Annotated in this window: 20 protein-coding genes; 15 read left to right on the top strand and 5 right to left on the bottom strand. The window is 68.6% G+C overall.

Going from position 1 to position 23,130, the window contains the following annotated elements:
• The first annotated feature begins 37 nt into the window (after positions 1-37).
• From kdgD to AC3WQR_RS05775, 6 genes are read left to right on the top strand one after another with little or no spacing between them, the layout of a single operon-like run.
• A complete protein-coding gene (kdgD, locus tag AC3WQR_RS05800; RefSeq protein WP_062470656.1) occupies positions 38-949 on the top strand; it encodes a 5-dehydro-4-deoxyglucarate dehydratase in 912 nt (303 codons plus the stop codon).
• A gap of 52 nt (positions 950-1,001) precedes the next feature.
• Positions 1,002-1,460, top strand: coding sequence for a nuclear transport factor 2 family protein (locus AC3WQR_RS05795; protein ID WP_492741391.1), 459 nt, complete (start codon positions 1,002-1,004; stop codon positions 1,458-1,460).
• Between the two features lie 14 nt (positions 1,461-1,474).
• On the top strand, positions 1,475-2,464 hold the full coding sequence (locus AC3WQR_RS05790) for a Bug family tripartite tricarboxylate transporter substrate binding protein (protein WP_492741390.1): 990 nt from the start codon (positions 1,475-1,477) through the stop codon (positions 2,462-2,464).
• A 16-nt stretch (positions 2,465-2,480) separates the two neighbouring features.
• On the top strand, positions 2,481-3,842 hold the full coding sequence (gene gudD / locus AC3WQR_RS05785; RefSeq protein WP_492741389.1) for a glucarate dehydratase: 1,362 nt from the start codon (positions 2,481-2,483) through the stop codon (positions 3,840-3,842).
• A 49-nt stretch (positions 3,843-3,891) separates the two neighbouring features.
• Positions 3,892-4,989: an SMP-30/gluconolactonase/LRE family protein gene (locus AC3WQR_RS05780; protein ID WP_492741388.1), complete on the top strand. Its 1,098-nt coding sequence runs from the start codon at positions 3,892-3,894 to the stop codon at positions 4,987-4,989.
• A 53-nt stretch (positions 4,990-5,042) separates the two neighbouring features.
• The gene (locus tag AC3WQR_RS05775; RefSeq protein ID WP_307694252.1) at positions 5,043-6,479 is read left to right on the top strand and encodes an aldehyde dehydrogenase family protein; all 1,437 of its coding nucleotides are present in this window, start codon (positions 5,043-5,045) and stop codon (positions 6,477-6,479) included.
• A 319-nt stretch (positions 6,480-6,798) separates the two neighbouring features.
• Here AC3WQR_RS05775 and AC3WQR_RS05770 read toward each other — a convergent pair whose 3' ends face one another.
• Positions 6,799-8,340 carry a glycine betaine ABC transporter substrate-binding protein gene (locus tag AC3WQR_RS05770; protein WP_492741387.1) on the bottom strand — a complete coding sequence of 514 codons (1,542 nt, stop codon included), beginning with the start codon at positions 8,338-8,340 and terminating at the stop codon, positions 6,799-6,801.
• A gap of 110 nt (positions 8,341-8,450) precedes the next feature.
• Between AC3WQR_RS05770 and AC3WQR_RS05765 the strand changes: the two genes are divergently transcribed.
• Complete coding sequence (locus AC3WQR_RS05765; RefSeq protein ID WP_492741386.1) at positions 8,451-9,509, top strand: ROK family protein; 1,059 nt, start codon at positions 8,451-8,453, stop codon at positions 9,507-9,509.
• Positions 9,510-9,519: 10 nt separating this feature from the next.
• On the opposite strand, the gene AC3WQR_RS05760 is transcribed toward AC3WQR_RS05765, so the two are convergent.
• The 4 genes from AC3WQR_RS05760 to AC3WQR_RS05745 form a co-directional block, all read right to left on the bottom strand.
• Positions 9,520-11,283 (bottom strand): Ig-like domain-containing protein, encoded by a 1,764-nt coding sequence (locus AC3WQR_RS05760; RefSeq protein ID WP_492741385.1) that lies wholly within the window; start codon positions 11,281-11,283, stop codon positions 9,520-9,522.
• Positions 11,284-11,821: 538 nt separating this feature from the next.
• Positions 11,822-13,201, bottom strand: coding sequence for a phospholipase D-like domain-containing protein (locus AC3WQR_RS05755; RefSeq protein WP_095744593.1), 1,380 nt, complete (start codon positions 13,199-13,201; stop codon positions 11,822-11,824).
• Positions 13,202-13,226: 25 nt separating this feature from the next.
• Positions 13,227-13,895 carry a glutathione S-transferase family protein gene (locus AC3WQR_RS05750; RefSeq protein WP_492741384.1) on the bottom strand — a complete coding sequence of 223 codons (669 nt, stop codon included), beginning with the start codon at positions 13,893-13,895 and terminating at the stop codon, positions 13,227-13,229.
• A gap of 27 nt (positions 13,896-13,922) precedes the next feature.
• Complete coding sequence (locus AC3WQR_RS05745; RefSeq protein ID WP_062470629.1) at positions 13,923-15,044, bottom strand: 5-methyltetrahydropteroyltriglutamate--homocysteine S-methyltransferase; 1,122 nt, start codon at positions 15,042-15,044, stop codon at positions 13,923-13,925.
• Positions 15,045-15,189: 145 nt separating this feature from the next.
• Between AC3WQR_RS05745 and AC3WQR_RS05740 the strand changes: the two genes are divergently transcribed.
• From AC3WQR_RS05740 to AC3WQR_RS05705, 8 genes are all read left to right on the top strand, one after another.
• Positions 15,190-16,299, top strand: a complete 1,110-nt coding sequence (locus AC3WQR_RS05740) for an aromatic ring-hydroxylating dioxygenase subunit alpha (RefSeq protein WP_492738224.1) — start codon at positions 15,190-15,192, stop codon at positions 16,297-16,299.
• On the top strand, positions 16,299-17,072 hold the full coding sequence (locus AC3WQR_RS05735) for a GntR family transcriptional regulator (RefSeq protein WP_062470623.1): 774 nt from the start codon (positions 16,299-16,301) through the stop codon (positions 17,070-17,072). Before AC3WQR_RS05740 ends, AC3WQR_RS05735 begins: the two co-directional genes overlap by 1 nt.
• Positions 17,073-17,113: 41 nt before the next feature.
• Complete coding sequence (locus tag AC3WQR_RS05730; protein WP_062470620.1) at positions 17,114-18,103, top strand: PDR/VanB family oxidoreductase; 990 nt, start codon at positions 17,114-17,116, stop codon at positions 18,101-18,103.
• A 155-nt stretch (positions 18,104-18,258) separates the two neighbouring features.
• Positions 18,259-19,443, top strand: coding sequence for an ABC transporter substrate-binding protein (locus tag AC3WQR_RS05725; RefSeq protein WP_070059658.1), 1,185 nt, complete (start codon positions 18,259-18,261; stop codon positions 19,441-19,443).
• A 334-nt stretch (positions 19,444-19,777) separates the two neighbouring features.
• Entirely contained in the window at positions 19,778-20,650 is an 873-nt protein-coding gene (locus AC3WQR_RS05720) for a branched-chain amino acid ABC transporter permease (RefSeq protein WP_056582994.1), read from the top strand.
• A 1-nt stretch (position 20,651) separates the two neighbouring features.
• Positions 20,652-21,638 (top strand): branched-chain amino acid ABC transporter permease, encoded by a 987-nt coding sequence (locus tag AC3WQR_RS05715; RefSeq protein ID WP_307694245.1) that lies wholly within the window; start codon positions 20,652-20,654, stop codon positions 21,636-21,638.
• Positions 21,635-22,399: an ABC transporter ATP-binding protein gene (locus AC3WQR_RS05710; protein ID WP_062470612.1), complete on the top strand. Its 765-nt coding sequence runs from the start codon at positions 21,635-21,637 to the stop codon at positions 22,397-22,399. The genes AC3WQR_RS05715 and AC3WQR_RS05710 overlap by 4 nt, the downstream gene beginning before the upstream one ends.
• Positions 22,392-23,099 (top strand): ABC transporter ATP-binding protein, encoded by a 708-nt coding sequence (locus AC3WQR_RS05705; RefSeq protein ID WP_095744599.1) that lies wholly within the window; start codon positions 22,392-22,394, stop codon positions 23,097-23,099. Before AC3WQR_RS05710 ends, AC3WQR_RS05705 begins: the two co-directional genes overlap by 8 nt.
• Positions 23,100-23,130: the final 31 nt, after the last annotated feature.

Raw genomic sequence — 23,130 nt, 5'->3', positions numbered from 1 at the left:
CTTTTCCTCATTTCTCTTTTTCACTGGACGACTTCCGATGAACCCGCAAGAACTCAAGACCATCATGGGCTCCGGCCTGCTCTCGTTCCCGCTGACCGACTTCGACAGCAACGGCGACTTCAACAAGAAGGGCTACATCGAGCGCCTCGAATGGCTGGCGCCCTACGGCGCGAGCGCGCTGTTCGCCGCGGGCGGCACGGGCGAGTTCTTCTCGCTGACGGGTGACGAGTACCCCGGCATCATCCAGACCGCGGTCGACACCTGCCGCGGCGTGGTGCCGATCATTGCCGGCGCCGGCGGCCCAACGCGCTTCGCCATCCAATGCGCGCAAGCGGCAGAGAAGGCCGGCGCGCACGGCATCCTGCTGCTGCCGCACTACCTCACCGAAGCCGGCCAGGAAGGCCTGGCCGCGCACGTCGAGGCCGTGTGCAAGAGCGTGAAGTTCGGCGTGATCGTCTACAACCGCGCCAGCAGCCGCCTCAAGCCCGACACGCTGGCCCGCCTGGCCGAGCGCAACCCGAACCTCGTGGGCTTCAAGGACGGCGTGGGCGACATCGAAGCCATGGTCGCGATCTTCCAGAAGATGGGCGACCGCTTCGCCTACCTGGGCGGCCTGCCCACGGCCGAGGTGTATGCCGCGGCCTACAAGGCCATGGGCACGCCCGTGTACTCGTCGGCGGTCTTCAACTTCATCCCGAAGACGGCGATGGACTTCTATCACGCGGTCGCCAACGACGACATGGCCACGCAGCACCGCCTGCTGAAGAACTTCTTCATGCCCTACCTGGAACTGCGCAACCGCGTGCCCGGCTACGCCGTGAGCATCGTGAAGGCGGGCGCCAAGCTTGTCGGCCACGACGCCGGCCCCGTGCGCGCGCCGCTGACCGACCTGAAGCCCGACGAGATGGACGCACTGAAGGCGCTCATCGACACGCTCGGCCCGCAGTAAGCCGGCACTGATCGCAGTCGACCGCACCACAAAACAAACAGGAGACAACGACATGCTCATCAGAAAATTCCTGCTCGCCGCCGCAGCGACCGCCGTGTTCGCGGGTTGTGCCGCCAGCGGTGGCAGCAGCAGCGGCGCAGCGGCCGAACCCGCAGTTGCGGCGGCCGCCGAGCGGCTGCGCGTCGCCATGGTCGACCCGACGCCCGCCGCGCTGCGCGCACTGGTGGCCGACGACCTGAGCTACGGCCATTCGGGCGGCAAGGTCGACACGCAGGCCAGCTTCATCAGCGACCTGCTCGACGGCAAGTCCGACTTCGTGACCATCGCCATCACCGACCAGACCATCAAGGTCGTCGACGGAAACACCACCATCGTGCGCCACACGCTCACGGCCGACACCAACGACTCGGGCAAGCCCGGCAAGGTTGCGCTGAAGATCCTTGGCGTCTGGCAGAAGCAGGGCGGCGAGTGGAAGCTGCTCGCGCGCCAGGCCGTTCGCCTTTCTTCCTGATCGGACCACCGCGCATGAAGAGAATGCAATTCCTGGCGACGGGCTTCGCGCTCGCCGCCACCGCGCTGCTGTCGCCGCTGCACGCCTCGGCGCAGGCCGATGCATGGCCGCAGCAGAAGCCCGTGACGATCATCGTGCCGTTCCCGGCCGGCGGCTCCACCGACATGGTGGCGCGCGCGCTGGCGCAGCAGCTGCAGGCCAAGCTGGGCGGCAGCTTCGTGGTCGACAACCGGCCCGGCGCCACCGGCACCATCGGCACCGGCTTCGTGCGGCGCGCACTGCCCGACGGCTACACGCTGCTGGTGTCGTCGCTCGGCGCCTTCGTCGTCACACCGCACCTGCAGAAGAGCGTGCCCTACGACGCCACCAAGGACTTCGACTACATCAGCGTGCCCGTGCAGGCGCCCAACGTGCTCGTGGCGAATGTCGCGCGGCCCGAGCGCAGCGTGGCCGACGTGCTCGCGCTGTTGCGCAAGACGCCCGGCAAGGTCTCGTTCGCGAGCTCGGGCAACGGCTCGTCCGACCACCTGTCGGCCGAACTCTTCTGGCAGCAATCGAAGACCGAAGGCGTGCACGTGCCCTACAAGGGCGGCGCGCCGGCCGTGAACGACCTGCTGGGCAACCAGGTCGACTTCTCGTTCCAGAACGTGAACGCCGTGCTGCCGCACATCCGCGCCGGCAAGCTGCGCGCGCTGGCCGTCACCGGCGACAAGCGCTCGCCCGTGCTGCCCGACGTGCCCACGCTCGCCGAGGCCGGCGTGAAGGGCGCGGAGGTCTACTCGTGGCAGGGCATGGCTGCGCCCAAGGGCCTGCCCGCTGCCACGAAGAAGAAGCTGAGCGAGGCGGTCATCGCCGCCATGCAGGACCCCGAGACCAAGAAACGCATGCTCGACCAGGGCCTGGAAATCGTCGCCAGCACGCCCGAGGACTTCACCGCCTTCCAGTTGCGCGAGTGGGCGCGATGGAAGACATTGATCGACACCCGCCACATCACCGCAGACTGAGCCACCGAGCCCGAAGATGACCTCTCCTGAATCCGCTGCCTCCCCCGTCGTGTCGGGCGCGCCCGTCGTCACCGCCATGCGCGTCGTGCCCGTCGCGGGCCACGACAGCATGCTGATGAACCTCAGCGGCGCGCACGGCCCGTTCTTCACGCGCAACCTGCTGATCCTCACCGACAGCGCCGGCCACACCGGCGTGGGCGAAGTGCCGGGCGGCGAGAAGATCCGCCAGACGCTCGAAGACGCACGCGACCTCATCGTGGGCCAGCCCATCGGCAACCACAACGCCGTGCTCAACCGCATGCGCAGCGCGTTTGCCGCGCGCGACAGTGGCGGGCGCGGCCTGCAGACCTTCGACCTGCGCGTGACCATCCACGCCGTGACCGCCGCCGAAGCCGCGCTGCTCGACCTCCTGGGCCAGCACCTGGGCGTGCCCGTGGCCGCGCTGCTCGGCGAAGGCCAGCAGCGCGATGCGGTGCAGATGCTCGGCTACCTCTTCTACGTCGGCGACCGCACGAAGACCGATCTCGCATACGAGACCGACCCGAACGCCGACAACGACTGGTTCCGCCTGCGCCATGAAGAAGCGATGACGCCTGAGGCCATCGTGCGCCTGGCCGAGGCCACGCATGCGCGCTACGGTTTCACCGACTTCAAGCTCAAGGGCGGCGTGCTGCGCGGCGAGGAAGAGGTCGAGGCGATCCGCGCGCTGCACGAACGCTTTCCGCAGGCGCGCGTCACGCTCGACCCCAACGGCGGCTGGCTGCTGGCCGACGCCATCCGCCTGTGCCGCGACCTGCACGGCGTGATGGCCTATGCCGAAGACCCGTGCGGCGCCGAGGGCGTGTTCTCGGGCCGCGAGGTGATGGCCGAGTTCCGCCGCGCCACCGGCCTGCCCACCGCCACCAACATGGTCGCCACCGACTGGCGCGAGATGGTGCACAGCCTCTCGCTGCAGTCGGTCGACATTCCGCTGGCCGACCCGCACTTCTGGACGATGCAGGGCTCGGTGCGCGTGGCGCAGCTGTGCCAGGCCTGGGGCCTGACCTGGGGCTCGCATTCGAACAACCACTTCGACGTGTCGCTCGCGATGTTCACGCACGTGGCTGCGGCCGCACCCGGCAAGGTCACGGCCATCGACACGCACTGGATCTGGCAGGACGGCCAGCGCCTCACGAAGGCGCCGCTGCAGATCGAGGGCGGCCTCGTGCAGGTGCCCACGCGCGGCGGCCTGGGCATCGAGCTCGACATGGCCGAGGTCGAGAAGGCGCACCAGCTGTACCTGAAGCATGGCCTGGGCGCGCGCAACGATGCGCAGGCGATGCAGTTCCTCATTCCGAACTGGACCTTCGACAACAAGCGCCCCTGCATGGTCCGCTGAGCGCCCGGTGCCTTCGTGCGCTGACGGCTGAAACATCCAAGGAGACTGAATGAACAAGCACATGGATCGCCGTCGCCTGCTGCAAGCGGCTGCCGGCTCGGCACTCGGCGCCGTGGCCGCCGCCGCGGGCGCCCAGTCGTTTCCCTACAAGCCGCAGCAGCGCTATCCCGACCCGTCGGTGCTGATCCTCGACCCCAGCTTTGCGAAGTACCGCATCTACAGCAGCACGCTCGAGCAGGTCGGCACGGGCATGCGCTGGGCCGAGGGCCCGGTGTACCTGCCGCGCGAGGGCTACCTCGTGTGCAGCGACATTCCGAACAACCGTCTGATGCGCTACGAGGAAAAGACCGGCGAGTTCAAGGTCCACAAGGCGAACGCCGGCTACTGCAACGGCAACACGCGCGACCGGCAGGGCCGCCTCATCAGCTGCGAGCACTCGGTGACGCGGCGCGTGGTGCGCACCGAATCCGACGGGCGCGTGACCGTGCTGGCCGACCGCTACCAGGGCAAGCGCCTGAACTCGCCGAACGACGTGGTCGTGAAATCGGACGACACCGTGTGGTTCACCGATCCGCTCTTCGGCATCTCGGGCACGTGGGAAGGCGAGAAGGCCGCGCCCGAGCAGGCGACGACCAACGTGTACCGCCTCACGCCCGACGGCCAGCTCTCGGCGGTGATCACCGACCTCGTGAACCCGAATGGCCTGGCCTTCTCGCCGGACGAGAAAAAGCTCTACGTTGTCGAGTGGAAGGGCACGCCCAACCGCAGCCTCTGGAGCTACGACGTGGCGGCCGATGGCAGCGTGTCGAACAAGCTGAAGCTCATCGACGGCACGGGCGCCGCGGCGCTCGATGGCTTTCGCGTCGACCGCGACGGCAATCTCTGGATGGGCTGGGGCTGGAACGGCGCCGTCGCTCCCGAACCCGTCGATGCTGGCAACGGCATGAAGGTCTATCAGCCGCAGGCGAAATCCGAAGACCTCGATGGCGTCAAGATCTTCAATGCGCAAGGCAAGCCCATCGGTTTCATCCGCCTGCCCGAACGTTGTGCCAACCTGACGTTCGGCGGCCCCAAGAACAACCGCCTCTACATGGCGGCCAGCCATTCGCTGTACGCCCTCTACGTGGAGTCCGAAGGCGCCACCTAGCCTTGGGACTTTTCCAACCTCCTCACCGCAACACGCACACAAGGACATCGACGATGACTGAATTCAACAACCTCATCAATGGCGAATGGCTGGCTGGCCAAAGCTACAGCCCCAACATCAACCCCAGCAACCTGGCCGACGTGCTGGGCCAGTACACGCAGGGCGACAAGGGCCAGGTCGATGCCGCCGTGGCAGCAGCCACCGCCGCCTTCCCCGCCTGGGCGACGGGCAGCATCCAGGCGCGCTCCGACGCGCTCGACAAGATCGGCACCGAGATCCTCGCGCGCAAGGAAGAGCTCGGCACGCTGCTCGCACGCGAAGAAGGCAAGACCAAGGCCGAAGGCATCGGCGAGGCCACGCGCGCGGGGCAGATCTTCAAGTTCTTCGCGGGCGAGTGCCTGCGCCTGTCGGGCGAGGTGCTGCCTTCGGTGCGCCCGAACATCGGCGTGGAGATCACGCGCGAGCCGGTGGGCGTGGTCGGGCTCATCACGCCGTGGAACTTCCCCATCGCCATTCCCGCCTGGAAGATCGCGCCTGCGCTGGCCTTCGGCAACTGCGTGGTGCTCAAGCCCGCCGACCTCGTGCCGGGCTGCGCGTGGGCGCTGGCCGAGATCATCAGCCGCTCGGGCATTCCGGCCGGCGTGTTCAACCTCGTGATGGGGCGCGGCAGCGTGATCGGCGATGCGCTGGTGAACCACCCCGGCATCCATGCGATCAGCTTCACGGGCTCGGTGGGCGTGGGCCGCAACATCGCGGTCCAGTGCGTCACCAACCACAAGAAGGTGCAGCTCGAGATGGGTGGCAAGAACCCGCAGGTGGTGCTCGACGACGCCGACCTCGCGCAGGCCGTGGAGCTCAGCGTGCAGAGCGCGTTCTACTCGACCGGCCAGCGCTGCACGGCGTCGAGCCGCCTGATCGTGACCGAGGGCATCTACCCGAAGTTCATCGAGGCGATGAAGGCGCGCATGGCGAAGATCAAGGTCGGCGATGCGCTGGCGCAGGGCACGGACGTGGGGCCGGTGTCGTCGAAGTCGCAGCTCGACCAGGACATGGAATACGTCGCCATCGGCAAGGGCGAGGGCGCCACGTTGGCGGCCGGCGGTGAGCTGCTGAAGCTGGAGACCGATGGCTACTACATGTCGCCCGCACTGTTCAGCGAGTCCGCCGCGAACATGCGCATCAACCGCGAGGAGGTGTTCGGGCCGGTGGCGAGCGTGATCCGCGTGAAGAACTACGAAGAGGCGCTGGCGACGGCCAACGACACCGAGTTCGGTTTGTCGGCCGGCATTGCGACGACCTCGCTGAAGTACGCGACGCACTTCAAGCGCCACAGCCAGGCAGGGATGGTGATGGTGAACCTGCCGACGGCGGGGGTGGACTATCACGTGCCCTTCGGTGGTCGCAAAGGATCGAGCTATGGGCCGCGGGAGCAGGGCAAGTATGCGCAGGAGTTCTTCACGACGGTGAAGACGGCTTACACGTTGGCCTGACGCTTCTTCTTGTCTCGTTGAAAGCCCCCTGTTTGGGGGCTTTTTTATGTCCGCTTGGTTCGGGGCGCGTGCGCAGGCCACCGGGTACTTCCCTCCGCGAATGTCCCCCGGCCTGCGGCCTCCTCCTTGATTTCGCTGCGGGAAGCACCCAGTGTCCTGCGCACGGGAAGCGGCGGTGGTGCGCAGCCCATCAACGACCGCACTGAACACGCTCACGTCGATGCGGTGCCTTGCGCAGCGAAATCAAGGAGGAGGGCGAAGCCCGGGGGACATTCGCGGAGCAAGGTACCGCGTCGGCGGGAGCGTAGCCCTGAACAGCTCAGGCCAATGGCGCCCTGCGGCTGCGACGCATCAGGAACTCGATCAGCTCGAAGATGCCTTCGCTGATCAGCGCCATGGCCGCAGCCGGCAGCGCTCCCGCCATCAACAGCTCGCGATCGTTGAGCGCGAGTCCTGTCACGATGCGCTCACCGAAGCCGCCCGCGCCGATGAAAGCCGCGATGGTGGCCGTGCCGATGGCAATGGCTGTCGCGGTGCGAACGCCCGCCAACAACGTGGGCAGCGCGAGAGGCAGCAGCACCAACTGAAGGCTCTGCGGCGGCGTCATGCCCAGCGCGGTGCCGGCCAGCCGAAGTCCATTCGGCACTTCGGCCAGACCGGTCACGGTGTTGCGCATGATCGGCAGCAGCGAATACAGCGTGAGCGCGATGAGCGCGGGCAGGGCGCCGATGGCGCCAAGCAAAGAGATCAGCACCGCGAGCAGCGCCAGCGAGGGCACGGTCTGCATCACGCTCGCAAAGCCCAGCACCACGGCGCGCAGCCGCAGGTGCGGAAACACGAGGATCGCGAGCGGCACGCCGATGAGGATGGCCACGCCGACCGACACCGCCACCAGCAGCAGGTGCTGGCGCGCGAGCGGCCAGAGGTCGGGACCGAAGAGCTTGGCCGTGAAGCCGCGTGCGGCGCTCGGCGGCGTCTTGCCGTCCTTGGTGGCGCCGGCCAGGAAGTCGCGCGCGATGGTGTCGAAGCGCACGCCTTGCAGTTCGGCGCGTGCGTTCATCGCGATCATGGCGTGCTCGTCGATCTTGCCTTCCAGCGCCTGCAACGCGGCCCAGGCCTTCGGCAGCCGCGCGGGCAGGTCGAGCTTATAGAGCACCACCGCGTCGTAGCGCGGAAAGTACTGCTTGTCGTCCACGAGCACGCGCAGGCCGAGGTGGTCGATCTTGGCGTCGGTGGTGTAGATGTCGATGGCGTCGATCTGTTTGGCCGTCATCGCCTCGTAGGCCAGGCCGTGGTCGAGCCCGGTCGGCGTCTGCGTGAAGCCGTAGCGCGCAGCCAGGCCCTTCCAGCCGTCGGCGCGGCCGATGAATTCGTTCGACAGCCCGATGCGCAGTTCGGGGTGTTTGGCCAGGTCGCTCAGCGTGCGCAGCCCGAGCTTGTCGGCATCGGCGGCGCGCACGGCCAGCGCGTAGCCGTCGTTGAAGCCCAGCGGAATCGCCACGCCCAGCCCGAGCGGTGCGAGCGCCACATTCATCGCCTCGCGCGTGTCGGCGGGCGAGCCCTTGAGGATCTCGAGTGCGATGGTGCCGGTGTATTCGGCGTACAGGTCGATGGCGCCCGAGCGCAGCGCCTCGTACACGATGGCCGTGTTGCCCAGCCCCTGACGCACGACGGGCGGCGAGGCGGTGTGCGGCGCGGCGGTCTGCGCCAGCACCTCGGCCAGGATGTACGACTCGGTGAAGCGCTTGGAGCCGACGCGGAGCGTCTCGTCGGCGGCCTGCGCGCGGGGTGCGGCGGCGGCCAGCCAGAGCATCGCGAAAAGCCACAGGGCGGGGTGCCAGAAGCTGCGAGGCAGGTGCATCCGGATCAGTGTATCGGCATCGCCGCGCCAGCCGTACCCGTCCGTCTCCTACACGCCGTGGTGCGCGAAGCCGATGCGCCCGGGCCACGCGGCGGCCCATAGTGACCGTCATGAAAAAAACCAGGCACGCGCCCCCCGGTCCCGACATCCACGGCCTGCGCGAGCTGCCCGGCCTGCGCGTGGACGGCTACAGCCTGCAGCTGCGCGACAAGGACGGCTTCGTCGGCGACCAGGCCAGCCAGACGGCGTTTCGCGAACTGCTCGAGCGCTGGCGCAAACGGCGCCGCAAGACCGGACGCGACCCGCTGGGCGCGGCCCATTCGCGCGACCTGAGCAAGAAGCAGCTCGACCGCGCGTTGCAGGAGAAAACAGCCACGGCCGCCGGCGACGTGATGCACGGCGCCATCGAGGAGTTTGCGCAAGAGCTGGCCTTCGTGGTCCAGCGCTTCATGCGCCAGCCCTCGTGGCGCAAGGTGCAGCGCATCGTGGTCGGCGGCGGCTTTCCCGAGAGCGACGTGGGCGAGCGCGCGATCCTGGAGGCGGGCGCGATGCTCGAAGACCTGGGCGTGCACGTGCAGCTGGGCCGGCTGTCGCACAACGTGGACGACGGCGGGCTGATCGGCTGGGCGCACCTGACGCCGCCGCCGCTGCTGAAGGGGCACGACGCCATCCTGGCGGTGGACATCGGCGGCACCAACGTGCGCTGCGGCATCGTGAAGACGCGCCACCGCAAGGCGTCCGACTTCTCGCGCGCCAAGGTGGTCAAGCGAGAAAAGTGGCGCCACGCCGACGACGGCCCGAACCGCAGCCACATGGTCGAGCGCATCGCCGACATGCTCGAGGACATGGTCGTCTACGCCGAGCGCCGCAAGATCCGGCTCGCGCCTTTCATCGGCATCGGCTGCCCGGGGCTGATCCGCGCCGACGGCTCGATTGCGCGCGGCGCGCAGAACCTGCCGGGCGACTGGGAGAGCCGGGCCTTCCACCTGCCGGCCGCGCTGTGGCGGCGGCTGCCGATCATCGGCTCGGGCGCGACGCTGGTGCTCATGCACAACGACGCGGTGGTGCAGGGCCTGAGCGAGCTGCCCTTCATGCGCGACGTGCGCCACTGGGGCGTGCTGACCATCGGCACCGGGCTGGGCAACGCCAGCTTCACGAACCGGCGTTGAACGCGATCTCTTACAGGTCTTCGGGCCGCAGTTCCGCGCCGACGCGCGCGGTGGCCGAGGTGGTGGCGACGTTGCCCGCCGCATCGGTGGCGCGCAGCTCGATATTCGCCAGGCCCGCGCGCGCGGGTGTCCAGCTGCAGGCGTAGGGCGCGGCGCGCAGCGCGCAGACGGTCTTGCCGTCGACGATGAAGGCCAGCTCGGCCACGCCGACATCGTCGGTCGCGCTGGCCGACAGCCGCACCGGCAGGCCGGCGGCCGAGGCCGCCATGGGCGGCACGTTCAGCGTCACGGTCGGCGCGGTGGTGTCGGCGGGCGCACGCACGATCACCTGCGCCGACGCGACCTCGGCATTGCCCGCGGCGTCGATGGCGATCACGCGGACGATCTGCACGCCCGGCGCGGTCGGCGTCCAGTGGCAGGTGTAGGGCGGGGCGGTGAAGGTGCAGATCGGCAGGCTGTCGGTGCCGATCACCTTCACGCCGAAGACGCCGACGTTGTCGACCGCCACGGGCGCCAGCGCCACGGGCTGCCCCACGGTCGCCATCGCCGGCGCGGCCAGGGACACGGCCGGCTTCTGGCTGTCGGGCACGCCCAGCGGCAGGTCGATGGAGAAGGCCGCCTGCCCCTGCACGGCCTTCTGCTCGAAGGCGTCGAAGATGGTGAACCAGGTGGCGCCCGGTGCGCGGCCCGGGGCCTGGGCCTTCACGAGCAACGTGGTCTTGCCGACGGCGAAGCAGCTGAAGCCGCAACGCCAGTCGAACACGAAGCGGCCTTCGGCGTTGGTCGTGCCCTGCGCGATGGGCTCCAGCGGCTTGCCGGCGCCCGGGTCGCGCCACACCGAGACGGGCGCGCCGGCCAGCGCGGCGCCGCTCTCGCGCTCGGTCACGCGCACCTGCGTGGCGGTGGTCGCGGCCATGAACTTCGAGCTGCCGAGCTTGGGCCAGTCGCGCCAGTCGGTGTTGATCTGCGCCTTGGTGCCTTCGGTGAAACGGATCAGGCCGAGCGTGGCGACGCGGTTGGTGGCCGGGTCGTAGCGCTGCTCGAACACGGTGCCCAGCAGCGGATCGAGGCGCCAGTGCTGGCGCGTCCACCAGTAGCGGTCGGTGTGCTTCACGAGGGCCAGGTCGCTGGCGGGCGCGGTCTCGGTGGTGTCGGCGACGGCGATGGCGTTGTAGTACTCGCCCGAGCCGGCGCCGAACACGTGCTCCAGTTCGTGCAGCAGGGTCTTGAGCTGGCGCCCGAGGTAGTCCTTCTCGGTGGATTCGGGCGCGGCGGAGGTGATGGCGCGCGACAGGCGCAGCGGGTCGTGGATGGCGGTCCAGTTCAGGTTCCAGGTCACGCCGGTGGGCGGGAAGGTGGTGCTGGTGGTCAGGCCGCCGTGGCTGTAGCCGCGCTTCGAGGGGCCGACGCACAGCACGATCTCGCCGCCGGCCACGCCGTTGAAGCCGCAGGGCGGCGCTGCACCGGGCGCGACGATCTGCAGGTCTTTCGCGGGGTCGAAGGTGAAGCTGCGCACGGTCTCGCGCTGGAACACGGTGTTGAGGTCGGCCACGTACTGCGCGAGCCGGCGGCCGGCCTCGGGCGCGCCGATGTCGGCCGCCAGTTGCGGGTCGATGAAGAAGCGCAGGCGGTGCACGCTCGGCGTGGCGCGGCCGACTTCGTTCATGGCCGCCCAGGCGGGAGCGGCGGACAACGGCAGCAGCACGGCCAAAACGACAGGCAAGGCTGCGCCCAGCCGGCGCGCGAGCGCCAGCAGCGAATCAATGAAAGGCATCGATTTTTCTCCCCGTGCTCAGGGGAATCCGGCAGTGATCGACAACAAAGGGGATCGCTTGGGGCCGCGCGAAGGTGTCGCCCGGCGCCCAGCGCTCAAACCCCGCCGCGACCGCCTTTGCCGGTCACGCTCCTGCATCGCATCGAGGTCGCCGAAGGCGATACGCCCTGACGGGCGCCGATGCTTCTGAAGTGCGGGGGACTACTGGTTGCTCATTCAGTGCAGAGGGCGGGCGGACCGCTCATTCCTCCCCACGATGTGGCAACAATCAGTGAACCTTTATCTTAATTTCTGGGCTCGTAGGAAGGGAACTTGCCTCGCTGTAGTGGTGCCTGTTATTTGGGCACTTTCTCACGACAACGGCGGTACGAATGGCGCTTCGGTGGGCCCCATGAGGCCGGGCCGGAGCGGGCTGCCCCGCAATGCAGGGGGCTCCGGAAGAACGGTCATCCACCGGAACCGGTGGCGATTCTAGTGCGAATGTTCAATTGGTTGCAATTGTGTTGCATTCGTGCATCTCGGGCGATGCACCGCCCGCCTACAGCTGGAAGGCGACGGTCAGCAGCAGCCCCTCGGCCACGTCGCGCAGCAGCCCCGGACGCCGCGCGCGGTAGGGCTCGCCGGCCGAGGCGGTGGTCTCGATCCATTCGGCCAGCCATTCGATGTCGTCGTGGCCGTAGAACACCACCGCCGCCTCGTGGTTCAGCAGCAGGCTGCGCAGGTCGAGGTTGATCGAGCCGCACATCGCCAGTTCGTCGTCGACCACCACGGCCTTGGCGTGGGCCATGAAGGGCAGCATGCGAAAGCTCACGCCCGCGCGTGCGAGGTCACGCATGGCGCGTGCGCGCACGAAGTCGGCCAGCCGGTGGTTCGACTGCGCGGGCATCGCGATGGTCACCTGCACGCCGCGCCGCGCGGCGAGGCGCAGCGCGTCGCGCAGGCCGTCGCCCGGCACGAAGTAGGGCGTGATCGCGAGGATGCGGTGCTCGGCGCGAAAGCAGGCGTCGATGAGCAGCGCATGCGCCGTGTCCTCGGTCTGGTCGGGGCCACTCGGCAGGAACTGGGCCATCGCGCAGCCGGGGCCCGCGGGCACGTCGGCGGCGGTGATGGCGCGTGCCTTGCGCCCGCGCACCGAGCTCCAGTCGTGATCGAACTGGCGCGCCGCGGCGGCGGCCACGCTGCCCTGCAGGTCGAAAGAGAGGTCGTGCCAGGCTTCGGGGTGCTTGTCGTTGCCGGAGAAGTACTCGCCCGCGAGGTTGCGCCCGCCCGACCACAGCCAGCGGTCGTCGGCGATGGTGAGCTTGCGGTGGTTGCGCAGGTTGCGCGGCCCGATGCGGCGCAGGCTGAAGAAGGGGCGGAACACCGCCACCTCGCCGCCGGCCGCGCGCAGCCGGTCGAAGTGATGGCGCGGCAGCGAGAGCGCGCCGAAGCCGTCGAGCAGCACGCGCACCTTGACGCCTTCGCGCGCGCGCTGCGCGAGCCGCGCCAGCACGGCGTGGCCGAGCGCGTCGTCGCCGATGATGAAGGTGCACACGTCCAGGCGCTGGCGCGCGCCGTCGATCACCTCGAACAGCGCCTCGCGCGCGGCCTCGCCGTCGGCGTGCATGCGGATCGCGCAGCGCCCGGGCGGCGCCAGGCCGAAGCTCTCGATCAGGTCGGCCGCCCAGTGGCCCGGCGGCAGCGAACGCGGCGGCCGGGGCGCACCGGCCGGGCGCAGCTTGCGCTGGCCGAACAGCAGGTACATCGGCAGGATCACGTAGGGCATGAGCACCAGCCCCATGACCCACGCGATGGCGGTGGTGGGGGCACGCTGCTCGCGGCGCGTGCGCGTGGTCAGCACATAGACCAGCAACGCGAAAGTGACGACAAGAAAATGCTGCGAAGGGGAGGGCAGCCAGTCGAAGAGGGTGTCCGGCATGGGCGGGTGATGCCTCGGTGCCCGCTCAGCGCTGCAGGAAGGCCGGCACGCCGCGCCCTTGCGAAGCCAGGAACCGCATCATCGGATCGACCACCGCGCGCGCCGCGGGCCGCGCGCCCACGCGCTCGCGCCAGGCCACGAGGCGCGGCGTGGCCCCGGTCATGCCGGCGCCCTTGCGGTCGGCGAACACATGCGCCATGTAGAAGGCGATGTCGGCGAAGGAGTAGGGACCGGCCAGGTATTCGCGCGTGGCGAGCAGGCCTTCCATCTCTTCGTAGAAGCGCGCACAGGCGGCGCAGGCTGCGACCGCCGGGGCGCTTTGCATGGCGTCCTGCAAGCCGAAGAGCTTGATGACGTTCGGAAAAAACACCTCGTCCGACTTCTGTTCCAGCTGCCGCGCGCGGGCCCGGTCGGCAATGCCTTCGGGCCACAGCGCGGGCTGCGGGTAGCGGTCTTCGAGGTACTCGAAGATCTGCGTCGAGTCGAACAGCGCCACCTCGTCGTCGACCAGCACCGGCACCTGCTGCTTCACCGGGTTCACGCGCAGCACCTCGGGGTGCTTGGGCTCGTAGGCGTCGTCGGTGGTGAACGGCACCATGGTGAGTTCGAAAGTGATGCCTTTTTCGTACGCGGCGATCTGCACCTTCGCGCCGAACATGCTGAGGGGGCCAGAGTAAATCTGCGTCGTCGTCATGCCCCCGACTTCAACAGAAACCGCGCGTCAGGTCGAGCCCCAGACTTCCTGCGCGGTCTCGACCACGAGCCGCAGCTTGTTGCGCTGCGCTTCGACGGCGATGTTGTTGCCGTGCACCGTGCTGGAGAAGCCGCACTGCGGCGACAGCGCGAGCTGGTCGAGCGAGGCGTACTTGCTGGCGTCCTCGATGCGGCGCTTGAGCTCGTCCTTGTCTTCCATCTCGCCGAACTTCGTGGTCACGAGGCCGAGCACCACCGTCTTGCCCTTGGGCAGGTAGCGCAGCGGCTTGAAGTCGCCCGAGCGGGCGTCGTCGTATTCCATGAAGTAGGCGTCGAGGTCCATCTCTTTGAGCAGCGCCTCGGCCACGGGCTCGTAGTTGCCGGCGGCGGCGTGCGTGCTCTTGAAGTTGCCGCGGCACAGGTGCATGGCCAGCAGCATGCCCGGCGGCTTCTGCGCCACCACCTTGTTGATGAAGGCGGCGTAGCGGTGCGGCAGTTCGTTCGGGTCGTCGCCGCGCTTGCGGGCGGCTTCGCGCATGTGCTCGTCGCACAGGTAGGCGAGGTTGGTGTCGTCCATCTGCACGTAGGTGCAGCCGGCCGCGGCCAGTGAGCGCAGCTCGTCGCCATAGGCCTTGGCCACGTCGTCGTAGAACACCGGGTCGAGCTCGGGGTACGCGTCCTTGCTGATGCCCGCGCGCCCGCCGCGGAAGTGCAGCATCGTCGGCGAGGGGATCGTCACCTTCGGCGTGCGGCCGGCCGAGACCTGGCTCTTGAGGTACTGGAAGTCGGCGAGCTGGATGTCCTTCACGTGGCGCACCTTGTCGATCACGCGCATCGCGGGCGGCGCCAGTTCCTCGGTGCCGTCGGGGCGGCGGATGGTGACCGGGATGTCGGTCTTCACGCCGCCGAGCTGGTCGAGGAAGTCGATGTGGAAGTAGGTGCGGCGGAACTCGCCGTCGGTGATGCTCTTGAGGCCGATGTCTTCCTGGAAGCGGACGATCTCGGTGATGGCCTTGTCTTCGACCTCGCGCAGTTGCTCGGGCGTGATCTGGCCCTTGGCTTTCTGCTCGCGGGCTTCGAGCAGGTACTGCGGGCGCAGGAAGCTGCCCACGTGGTCGTAGCGGGCGGGCAGGGCGGCATGCTGGGACATGGAATGAACTCCGTCGTGACTGTGAACGAGCGGAATCCTAGCGCCTTCGTGAAAAGCCTGTTTGTATACGTAGATGTCAGTGTTTACCCTCGATTAAGGGGTGAAACTCTGGAATTTCTCGCTGTTCTGTATACATTGCGTATTCATGAAGACGCCCACGACCGCCTTTCCGCTCAACGCCTGGTATGCCGCCGCCTACGACGTCGAAGTGCGTCACGCGCTGCTGCCACGCACCATCTGCAACCAGAAAGTGGTGCTGTTTCGCCGCACCGACGGCCAGGTGGCCGCGCTCGAAGACGCCTGCTGGCACCGGCTGATGCCGCTGTCGCTGGGCCGCCTCGAGGGCGACGAGCTGGTCTGCGGCTACCACGGCCTGGTCTACAACAGCCAGGGCCGCTGCACCCACATGCCGAGCCAGGAAACGCTCAACCCTTCGGCCTGTGTGCGCAGCTTTCCGGTGGTCGAGAAGCACCGCTTCGTGTGGATCTGGCCCGGCGACCCGGCCAAGGCCGACCCGGCGCTGGTGCCCGACATGCACTGGAACGACGACCCGGCCTGGGCCGGCGACGGCAAGATGATCCGCGTCAACTGCGACTACCGCCTCGTGGTCGACAACCTCATGGACCTCACGCACGAGACCTTCGTGCACGGCTCGTCGATCGGCAACCGCGAGGTGGCCGAGGCGCCCTTCGTGGCCACGCACGGCGACCGCTCGGCCACCGTCACGCGCTGGATGGAGAACATCGACGCGCCGCCGTTCTGGGGCAACCAGATCCGCCATGCGCGCGGCTACACGGGCAAGGTCGACCGCTGGCAGATCATCCGTTTCGAGGGGCCGTGCACCGTGAACATCGACGTCGGCGTGGCCGAGGCGGGCAGCGGCGCGGTGCCGTCGAACGACAACGCCGGCGACCGCAGCAAGGGCGTCAACGGCTACGTGCTCAACACCATCACGCCCGAGACCGACAAGACCTGCCTGTACTTCTGGGCCTTCGCGCGCAACTACTGCCTGGGCGAGCAGCGCCTCACGCACGAGCTGCGCGAGGGCGTCTCGGGCATCTTCCGCGAGGACGAGATCGTGCTCGAGGCGCAGCAGAAAGCCATCGACGAGCACCCCGACCACCAGTTCTACAACCTCAACATCGACGCCGGCTCGATGTGGGCGCGCCGCCTCATCGACCGCATGATCGAGAAGGAGCGGCCCGCGCGCGCCGCGATCCCGATCCGTCCCGTCCCAGAGAGCCAGGCCGCGTGATGAAGGTCGCCACCGTCTCCCCCGCCGAGCCCGGCGACAGCGGCAGCTCGCAGGCCGTGAAGGCGCAGCTGCGGCTGCGCGAAATGATCCTCGCGGGCGAGCTGCCCGGCGGCGCGCGCATTGCCGAGGTCGCCATCTCCGAGCAGCTCGGCGTGTCGCGCACGCCGGTGCGCAGTGCGCTCATGCGTCTCGAACAGGAAGGCCTGCTCGAAGCCCTGCCCAACGGCGGCTATGCGGTGCGCACCTTTTCCGAACGCGACGTGGCCGACGCCATCGAGCTGCGCGGCACGCTCGAAGGGCTGGTGGCTCGGCTGGCGGCCGAGCGCGGCGCGGCGCCCGTGGTGCTGCGCGAGGCGCGCGCCTGCCTGACCCGCATCGACGAGCTGCTGCGCGAGCCTGCGCTCGACGACGCGGCCTTCTCGCGCTACGTGACGCACAACGAGAAATTCCATGCGCTGCTGTGCGAGATGGCGGGCAGCCCCGTCATCGCGCAGCAGCTCGAACGCGTGGTCAACCTGCCGTTCGCCTCGCCCTCGGGCTTCGTCATCGTGCAGGCCAATTCGCCGGCCGCGCGCGACATGCTCGTGATTGCGCAGGACCAGCACCTGCAGGTGCTCGACGCCATCGAGTCCGGCGAGGGCTCGCGCGCCGAGGCGCTGATGCGCGAGCACAGCCGCATTGCGCGGCGCAACCTGCGCGAGGCGCTGCACGGCACGCCGAGCGCCGAACAGCGTCCGCTGCCGGGCGTGCAACTGATCCGCCGTCGCGGCTGATCGACGACTTTCTTTTTTCTTCCCCTGCTGGTGTTCCCCCGATGAAAAGCGATCTTCAATGGATGCAGGCGCAGGTGGTGGCGCTGCGCGACGTCACGCCCACCGTGCGCGAGTTCACGCTACGACCCGACACCGACTTCGTTGCCGCGCATGAGCCCGGCGCCCACCTGCAGGTGCAGGTGATGACCGAGCAGGGCCGCGTGCAGACGCGCTCGTACTCGCTGGTGGGCGAGGGCGACGGCAGTTGCTGGCGCATCGCCGTCAAGCGGCTGGACGACGGCCGTGGCGGCTCGCGCGCGATGTGGCGCCTGGCCGAGGGCGACCGGCTGCAGGTGAGTGCGCCGCAGAACCACTTTCCGCTCGACCTCGCGGCGCCCGGCTACCTGCTGGTGGCCGGCGGCATCGGCATCACGCCGCTGGTGCTGATGGCGCAGCGCCTGGGCGCGCTGGCCCGACGTCGCGGCGTGCCGGTGGCCATGCTGTACGGCGCGCGCCACGCAGGCGAGTTCGGCTACCTCGACACCCTGCGCGACGCGCTGGGCGAAGCCGGCGTGCAGGCGCACGAAGGCGCTGCGCCCATCGACTTCGACGCCGCCATCGCCGCGCTGCCGCCCGGCGGCCAGCTCTACACCTGCGGCCCGGTGCCGATGCTCGAAGCCGTCAAGCGCGCCTGGGCCGCGGCGGGCCGGCCGCTCGCCGACCTGCGCTTCGAAACCTTCGGCAGCAGCGGGCGCCTCGCCACGCAGGCCTTCACCGTGCGCATTCCGCGCCACGACCTGTCGATCACCGTGCCGGCCGACTGCACCCTGCTCGACGCGCTCGATGCGGCCGGCGTGCAGACCCTGTCGGACTGCAAGCGCGGCGAGTGCGGCCTGTGCGCGATGGACGTGCTGGCCGTGGACGGCGAGGTCGATCATCGCGACGTGTTCCTGAGCCCGCACGAGAAGCAGGCGACCACGCGCATCTGCGCCTGCGTGTCACGCGCGGTGGGTACGCTCACGCTCGATTCCGCGTACCGCCCGGACCGTTGAAAACATCGGTTGCGCGATCATCGCGCAACCATTCGACTGATCGCGCAACAATGACCCGTGCGGCGGGTGGGTAGGTGGTTGCCTGCTCCGCCAATTGTTGCGAATTGTTCAAAATACGCCCGGTTTCGCGTTCCGTCCCTCAAAGGAAAAATTCCATGCAAAGACGCCATCTCATCCAGACCGCCGGCCTTTCGGCGATTGCGCTCGCCACCGCGCTGTCGCTGCCTGTGGCCAGCGCCCAGGACAACAAGTTCAAGATCGGCCTGATCCTGCCGATGACGGGGCAGTCGGCCTCCACCGGCCGCCAGATCGAGGCTGCCGCGCGCCTGTACATGGCACAGAACGGCGACACCGTGGCCGGCAAGAAGGTCGAGCTGATCGTGAAGGACGACACCGGCCTGCCCGACGTGACCAAGCGCCTGGCGCAGGAGCTCATCGTCAACGACAAGGTCAACGTGATCGCCGGCTTCGGCATCACCCCGGCCGCGCTGGCCGCCGCGCCGCTGGCCACGCAGTCGAAGACGCCGCAGGTCGTGATGGCCGCCGCCACCTCGAGCATCACCGAGGCCTCGCCCTACATCGTGCGCAGCAGCTTCACGCTGCCGCAGGTGTCGGTGGTGATGGGCGACTGGGCGCCCAAGAACGGCGTGAAGTCGGTGGTCACGCTGGTCACCGACTACGGCCCCGGCAACGACGCCGAGAAGTTCTTCAGCGACCGCTTCCAGCTCAACGGCGGCAAGGTGCTCGAGAAGCTGCGCGTGCCGCTGCGCAACCCCGACTTCGCGCCGTTCCTGCAGAAGGTGCGCGACGCCAAGCCCGACGCGCTGTTCGTCTTCGTGCCCTCGGGCGCGGGCGCGGCGGTGATGAAGCAGTTCCTGGAGCGCGGCATGGACAAGGCCGGCATCAAGATGATCGCCACCGGCGACGTGACGGATGACGATCAACTGAACGACATGGGCGACGGCGCGCTGGGCGTGGTCACCTCGCACCACTACTCGGCTGCCCACCCCTCGGCGCTGAACAAGAAGTTCGTCGAGGCCTTCCAGAAAGCCAACCCCAAGATGCGCCCCAACTTCATGGCCGTGGGCGGCTATGACGGCATGCGCGTGATCTACGAAGCCCTCAAGACCACCAAGGGCCAGGGCGGCGGCGAAGCACTGCTGGCGGCCATGAAGGGCCAGGTCTTCGAGAGCCCGCGCGGCCAGGTGCTGATCGACGCGCAGACGCGCGACATCGTGCAGGACGTGTACCTGCGCAAGGTTGAAAAGAAGGACGGGCAGCTCTACAACATCGAGTTCGACGTGCTGAAGGGCGTGAAGGACCCGGGCAAGGCCAAGTAAATTTTGCTTCGTCGCGTGGGAGCGCTGCCGTTCAGGGCGACGCTCCCGCCGACGGGGTGCCTTGCTCCGCGAATGTCCCCCGCCCTTCGGGCTCCTCCTTGATTTCGCTGCGCAAGGCACCCCGTCGACGTGAGCGTGTTCAGAGCGGTTGTTGATCCGCCGCACACCACCGCCGCGTCCCGTGCGCAGGGCACTGGGTGCTTCCCGCAGCGAAATCAAGGAGGAGGGCGAAGCCCGGGGGACATTCGCGGAGGGAAGTATCCGGTGGCCTGCGCACACACCATGAACAGCATCACCCTGAACGAACGCATCCCGAACGCACGTACCTGAAAACATGCTGACCATTCTTTTCGACGGCATCGCCTACGGCATGCTGCTCTTCGTCCTCGCCGTGGGGCTGGCCGTGACGCTCGGGCTGATGAACTTCATCAACCTCGCGCACGGCGCCTTCGCCATGGCGGGCGGCTACCTCACCGTGTTCGCGATGCAGAAGTTCGGCGTGCCGTTCCTGGCCTGCCTGCCGCTCGCGTTCATCGTCGTCGCGCTGGCCGGCGCGCTGCTGGAGCGCACGCTCTACCGGCCGATGTACGGCAAGCCGCACCTGGACCAGGTGCTGTTCTCCATCGGGCTGGCGTTCATGGCCGTCGCGGCCGTCGACTACTTCGTCGGCTCGTCGCAGCAGAACCTGCAGCTGCCCGAGTGGCTGCGCGGGCGCAGCGAGTTCGGCGACGGCGCGTTCCTGCTGGGCATGGGGCACTACCGCATCTTCATCATCGCCGTGTGCGCCGTGCTCACCGTGGTGCTGCAGCTCATCCTCTCGAAGACGCGCTTCGGCAGCCGCCTGCGCGCCGCCGTCGACGACCCGCGCGTGGCGGCCGGGCTGGGCATCAACGTCAACATCGTGTTCCTGCTGACCTTCGCCGTGGGCTCGGGCCTGGCCGGGCTGGGCGGCGCGCTGGGCGCGGAAATCCTCGGGCTCGATCCGACCTTCCCGCTCAAGTACATGATCTATTTCCTCATCGTCGTCTCGGTCGGCGGCACCTCGTCGATCACCGGGCCGCTCGCCGCCGCGCTGCTGCTCGGCATTGCCGACGTGGCCGGCAAGTACTTCATTCCGAAGATGGGCGCGTTCACCGTCTACCTGCTCATGATCCTGATCCTCATGTGGCGGCCCCAGGGCCTGTTCACGCGCAAGGGAGGCCGCTGAGATGAGCGCGCCTGCCTATGAATCGGCCCTGCTGCGCACCGCGCGCTGGCGCCCCTGGGAGTTCGTGGTCTGGGCCGTGGCCTTCGCGCTGCCGCTGGCCATGCCCTCGCACTCGCTGCTGGTCAACGAGATCGCCATCGTCGCGCTGTTCGCGATGTCGCTCGACCTCATCCTCGGCTACACCGGCATCGTGTCGCTCGGGCACGCGGCCTTCTTCGGCTTCGGCGCATACGCCGCCGCGCTGTTCGCCAAGCTCGTCATGCCCGACCCGACCGTCGGCCTCGTGTTCGCCACCGTGCTGTCGGCCGTGCTGGGCCTCGTGGCCAGCGTGACCATCCTGCGCGGCAGCGACCTCACGCGGCTCATGGTCACGCTGGGCACCGCGCTGCTGCTGCTCGAACTGGCCAACAAGCTCGACTGGCTCACCGGCGGCGCCGACGGCCTGCAGGGCGTGGTGATGGGGCCGGTGCTCGGCCTCTTCGAATTCGACCTGTATGGCCGCACGGCCGCCTGGTACTCGCTGGCCGTGATGCTCGTGCTGTTCCTCGTGATGCGCCGCATCGTGCATTCGCCCTTCGGCGCCACGCTCAAGGCCATCCGCGACAACCGGCTGCGCGCCATGGCCATCGGCATTCCCGTGGTGTCGCGGCTCGCCGTGGTCTACACCGTGGCCGCCGGCATCGCGGGCGCCGCGGGCGCGCTGCTGGCGCAGACCACCGGCTTCGCCTCGCTCGACGTGCTGGCCTTCGACCGCTCGGCCGACGTGCTGCTGATGCTGGTCATCGGCGGCGTGGGCTGGCTGTACGGCGGCGTGGCGGGTGCCATCGTCTTCAAGCTGCTGCAGACCTGGCTGTCGTCGGTGACGCCGCAGTACTGGATGTTCTGGATCGGCCTCATCCTCGTGCTGCTGGTGCTCGTGGGTCGCGACCGCCTGCTCAAGCCGTGGACCTGGTTCAGCGCTGCAAAGAAGAAGGGCGGTGCGGCATGACCACCGACACCGTGCTCTCGACGCAGGGCCTCGTGATGCGCTTCGGCGGCATCACGGCCACGAACAACGTCACGATGGAACTCAAGCGCGGCGCCCGCCATGCGCTCATCGGCCCGAACGGCGCCGGCAAGACCACGCTGATCAACCTGCTGACCGGCGTGCTCACGCCCACCGAAGGCCGCATCTCGCTGCTCGGCGAAGACATCACCACGCTCGCGCCGCACAAGCGCGTGGCGCGCGGGCTGGTGCGCACCTTCCAGATCAACCAGCTCTTCGACTCGATGACGCCGCTGGAAACGCTGGCGCTCGTGGTGTCGCAGCACAAGGGCATCGGCGCGCAATGGTGGCGCCCGCTGGGTGCGGACAAGCGCATCGCCGAGCGGGCCGGGCAACTGCTGGAGCAGTTCCACCTCGCCGACGTCGCCCAGCAGCAGACCAAATTCATGGCCTACGGCAAGCGCCGCCTGCTGGAGATCGCGATCGCGCTGGCCTGCGAACCGCGCGTGCTGCTGCTCGACGAGCCCGTGGCGGGCGTGCCCGCCGGTGAGCGCGAAGAGTTGCTGCAGACGGTGGCCGCGCTGCCGGCCGACGTGTCGGTGCTGCTCATCGAGCACGACATGGACCTGGTGTTCAGCTTCGCCGACCGCATGACCGTGCTGGTCAACGGCGCGCTGCTGACCGAGGGCGACCCCGAGACGATCGCCAACGATCCGAAAGTGAAAGAGGTCTACCTGGGCCACGGAGAACATGCCCATGTCTGAACTGCTGCGCATCGAGAACCTGAGCGCCGGCTACGGCGAGGCCGTGGTGCTGCACGACGTGGCCTTCACCCTCGGCGAGGGCCAGACGCTCGCGCTGCTGGGCCGCAACGGCACGGGCAAGACCACGCTCATCAACACGCTGGCCGGCGCCACGCGCCAGCACGGCGGCACCATCGCGCTCGGCGGGCAGGCGGCGCTGCACAAGCTGCAGCCGCACCAGCGCGCGGCGGCCGGCATCGGCTGGGTGCCGCAGGAGCGCAACATCTTCAAGTCGCTCACCGTGCACGAGAACCTCACCGCTGTGGAGCGCCCCGGCCAGTGGAACCCGCAGCGCGTGTACGAGATGTTCCCGCGCCTGGCCGAGCGCAAGACCAACCTGGGCACGCAGCTCTCGGGCGGCGAGCAGCAGATGCTGGCCGTGGGCCGCGCGCTGGTGCTCAACCCGAAGCTGCTGCTGCTCGACGAGCCGCTCGAAGGCCTGGCGCCGATCATCGTGGAGGAGCTGCTGCGCGCCATCCGCCGCATCACGCGTGACGAGGGGCTGGCAGCGATCATCGTGGAGCAGCACCCGCAGGCGATCCTCGCGATTTCTGACCAGGCCGTGGTGCTCGACCACGGGACCATCGTGCATGCCGACACGGCGGCGGCGCTGCGCGCGCAGCCGGAGGTGCTCGATCGTTTGCTGGGCGTGGCGCGGTAGCGGCGGCCGATCACAAAAAACAACCAGGAGA

This window comes from Variovorax sp. FW305-3-2-15-B-LB1 (assembly GCF_058787635.1).
The sequence above is the reverse complement of the archived record's forward strand: the minus strand, read 5'-3'. Positions and strand labels throughout refer to the sequence as shown.

Bases quoted from the DNA above. Each gene is read 5' to 3' on its own strand.
- AC3WQR_RS05730 (WP_062470620.1), top strand. From the start codon at position 17,114: ATGAAAAGCGATCTTCAATGGATGCAGGCGCAGGTGGTGGCGCTGCGC.
- AC3WQR_RS05755 (WP_095744593.1), bottom strand. From the start codon at position 13,201: ATGCCGGACACCCTCTTCGACTGGCTGCCCTCCCCTTCGCAGCATTTT.
- AC3WQR_RS05715 (WP_307694245.1), top strand. From the start codon at position 20,652: ATGAGCGCGCCTGCCTATGAATCGGCCCTGCTGCGCACCGCGCGCTGG.
- gudD (WP_492741389.1), top strand. From the start codon at position 2,481: ATGACCTCTCCTGAATCCGCTGCCTCCCCCGTCGTGTCGGGCGCGCCC.
- AC3WQR_RS05760 (WP_492741385.1), bottom strand. From the start codon at position 11,283: ATGCCTTTCATTGATTCGCTGCTGGCGCTCGCGCGCCGGCTGGGCGCA.
- AC3WQR_RS05750 (WP_492741384.1), bottom strand. From the start codon at position 13,895: ATGACGACGACGCAGATTTACTCTGGCCCCCTCAGCATGTTCGGCGCG.
- AC3WQR_RS05740 (WP_492738224.1), top strand. From the start codon at position 15,190: ATGAAGACGCCCACGACCGCCTTTCCGCTCAACGCCTGGTATGCCGCC.
- AC3WQR_RS05710 (WP_062470612.1), top strand. From the start codon at position 21,635: ATGACCACCGACACCGTGCTCTCGACGCAGGGCCTCGTGATGCGCTTC.
- AC3WQR_RS05795 (WP_492741391.1), top strand. From the start codon at position 1,002: ATGCTCATCAGAAAATTCCTGCTCGCCGCCGCAGCGACCGCCGTGTTC.
- AC3WQR_RS05780 (WP_492741388.1), top strand. From the start codon at position 3,892: ATGAACAAGCACATGGATCGCCGTCGCCTGCTGCAAGCGGCTGCCGGC.
- AC3WQR_RS05790 (WP_492741390.1), top strand. From the start codon at position 1,475: ATGAAGAGAATGCAATTCCTGGCGACGGGCTTCGCGCTCGCCGCCACC.
- AC3WQR_RS05725 (WP_070059658.1), top strand. From the start codon at position 18,259: ATGCAAAGACGCCATCTCATCCAGACCGCCGGCCTTTCGGCGATTGCG.
- AC3WQR_RS05705 (WP_095744599.1), top strand. From the start codon at position 22,392: ATGTCTGAACTGCTGCGCATCGAGAACCTGAGCGCCGGCTACGGCGAG.
- AC3WQR_RS05745 (WP_062470629.1), bottom strand. From the start codon at position 15,044: ATGTCCCAGCATGCCGCCCTGCCCGCCCGCTACGACCACGTGGGCAGC.
- AC3WQR_RS05775 (WP_307694252.1), top strand. From the start codon at position 5,043: ATGACTGAATTCAACAACCTCATCAATGGCGAATGGCTGGCTGGCCAA.
- AC3WQR_RS05770 (WP_492741387.1), bottom strand. From the start codon at position 8,340: ATGCACCTGCCTCGCAGCTTCTGGCACCCCGCCCTGTGGCTTTTCGCG.
- AC3WQR_RS05765 (WP_492741386.1), top strand. From the start codon at position 8,451: ATGAAAAAAACCAGGCACGCGCCCCCCGGTCCCGACATCCACGGCCTG.
- AC3WQR_RS05720 (WP_056582994.1), top strand. From the start codon at position 19,778: ATGCTGACCATTCTTTTCGACGGCATCGCCTACGGCATGCTGCTCTTC.
- kdgD (WP_062470656.1), top strand. From the start codon at position 38: ATGAACCCGCAAGAACTCAAGACCATCATGGGCTCCGGCCTGCTCTCG.
- AC3WQR_RS05735 (WP_062470623.1), top strand. From the start codon at position 16,299: ATGAAGGTCGCCACCGTCTCCCCCGCCGAGCCCGGCGACAGCGGCAGC.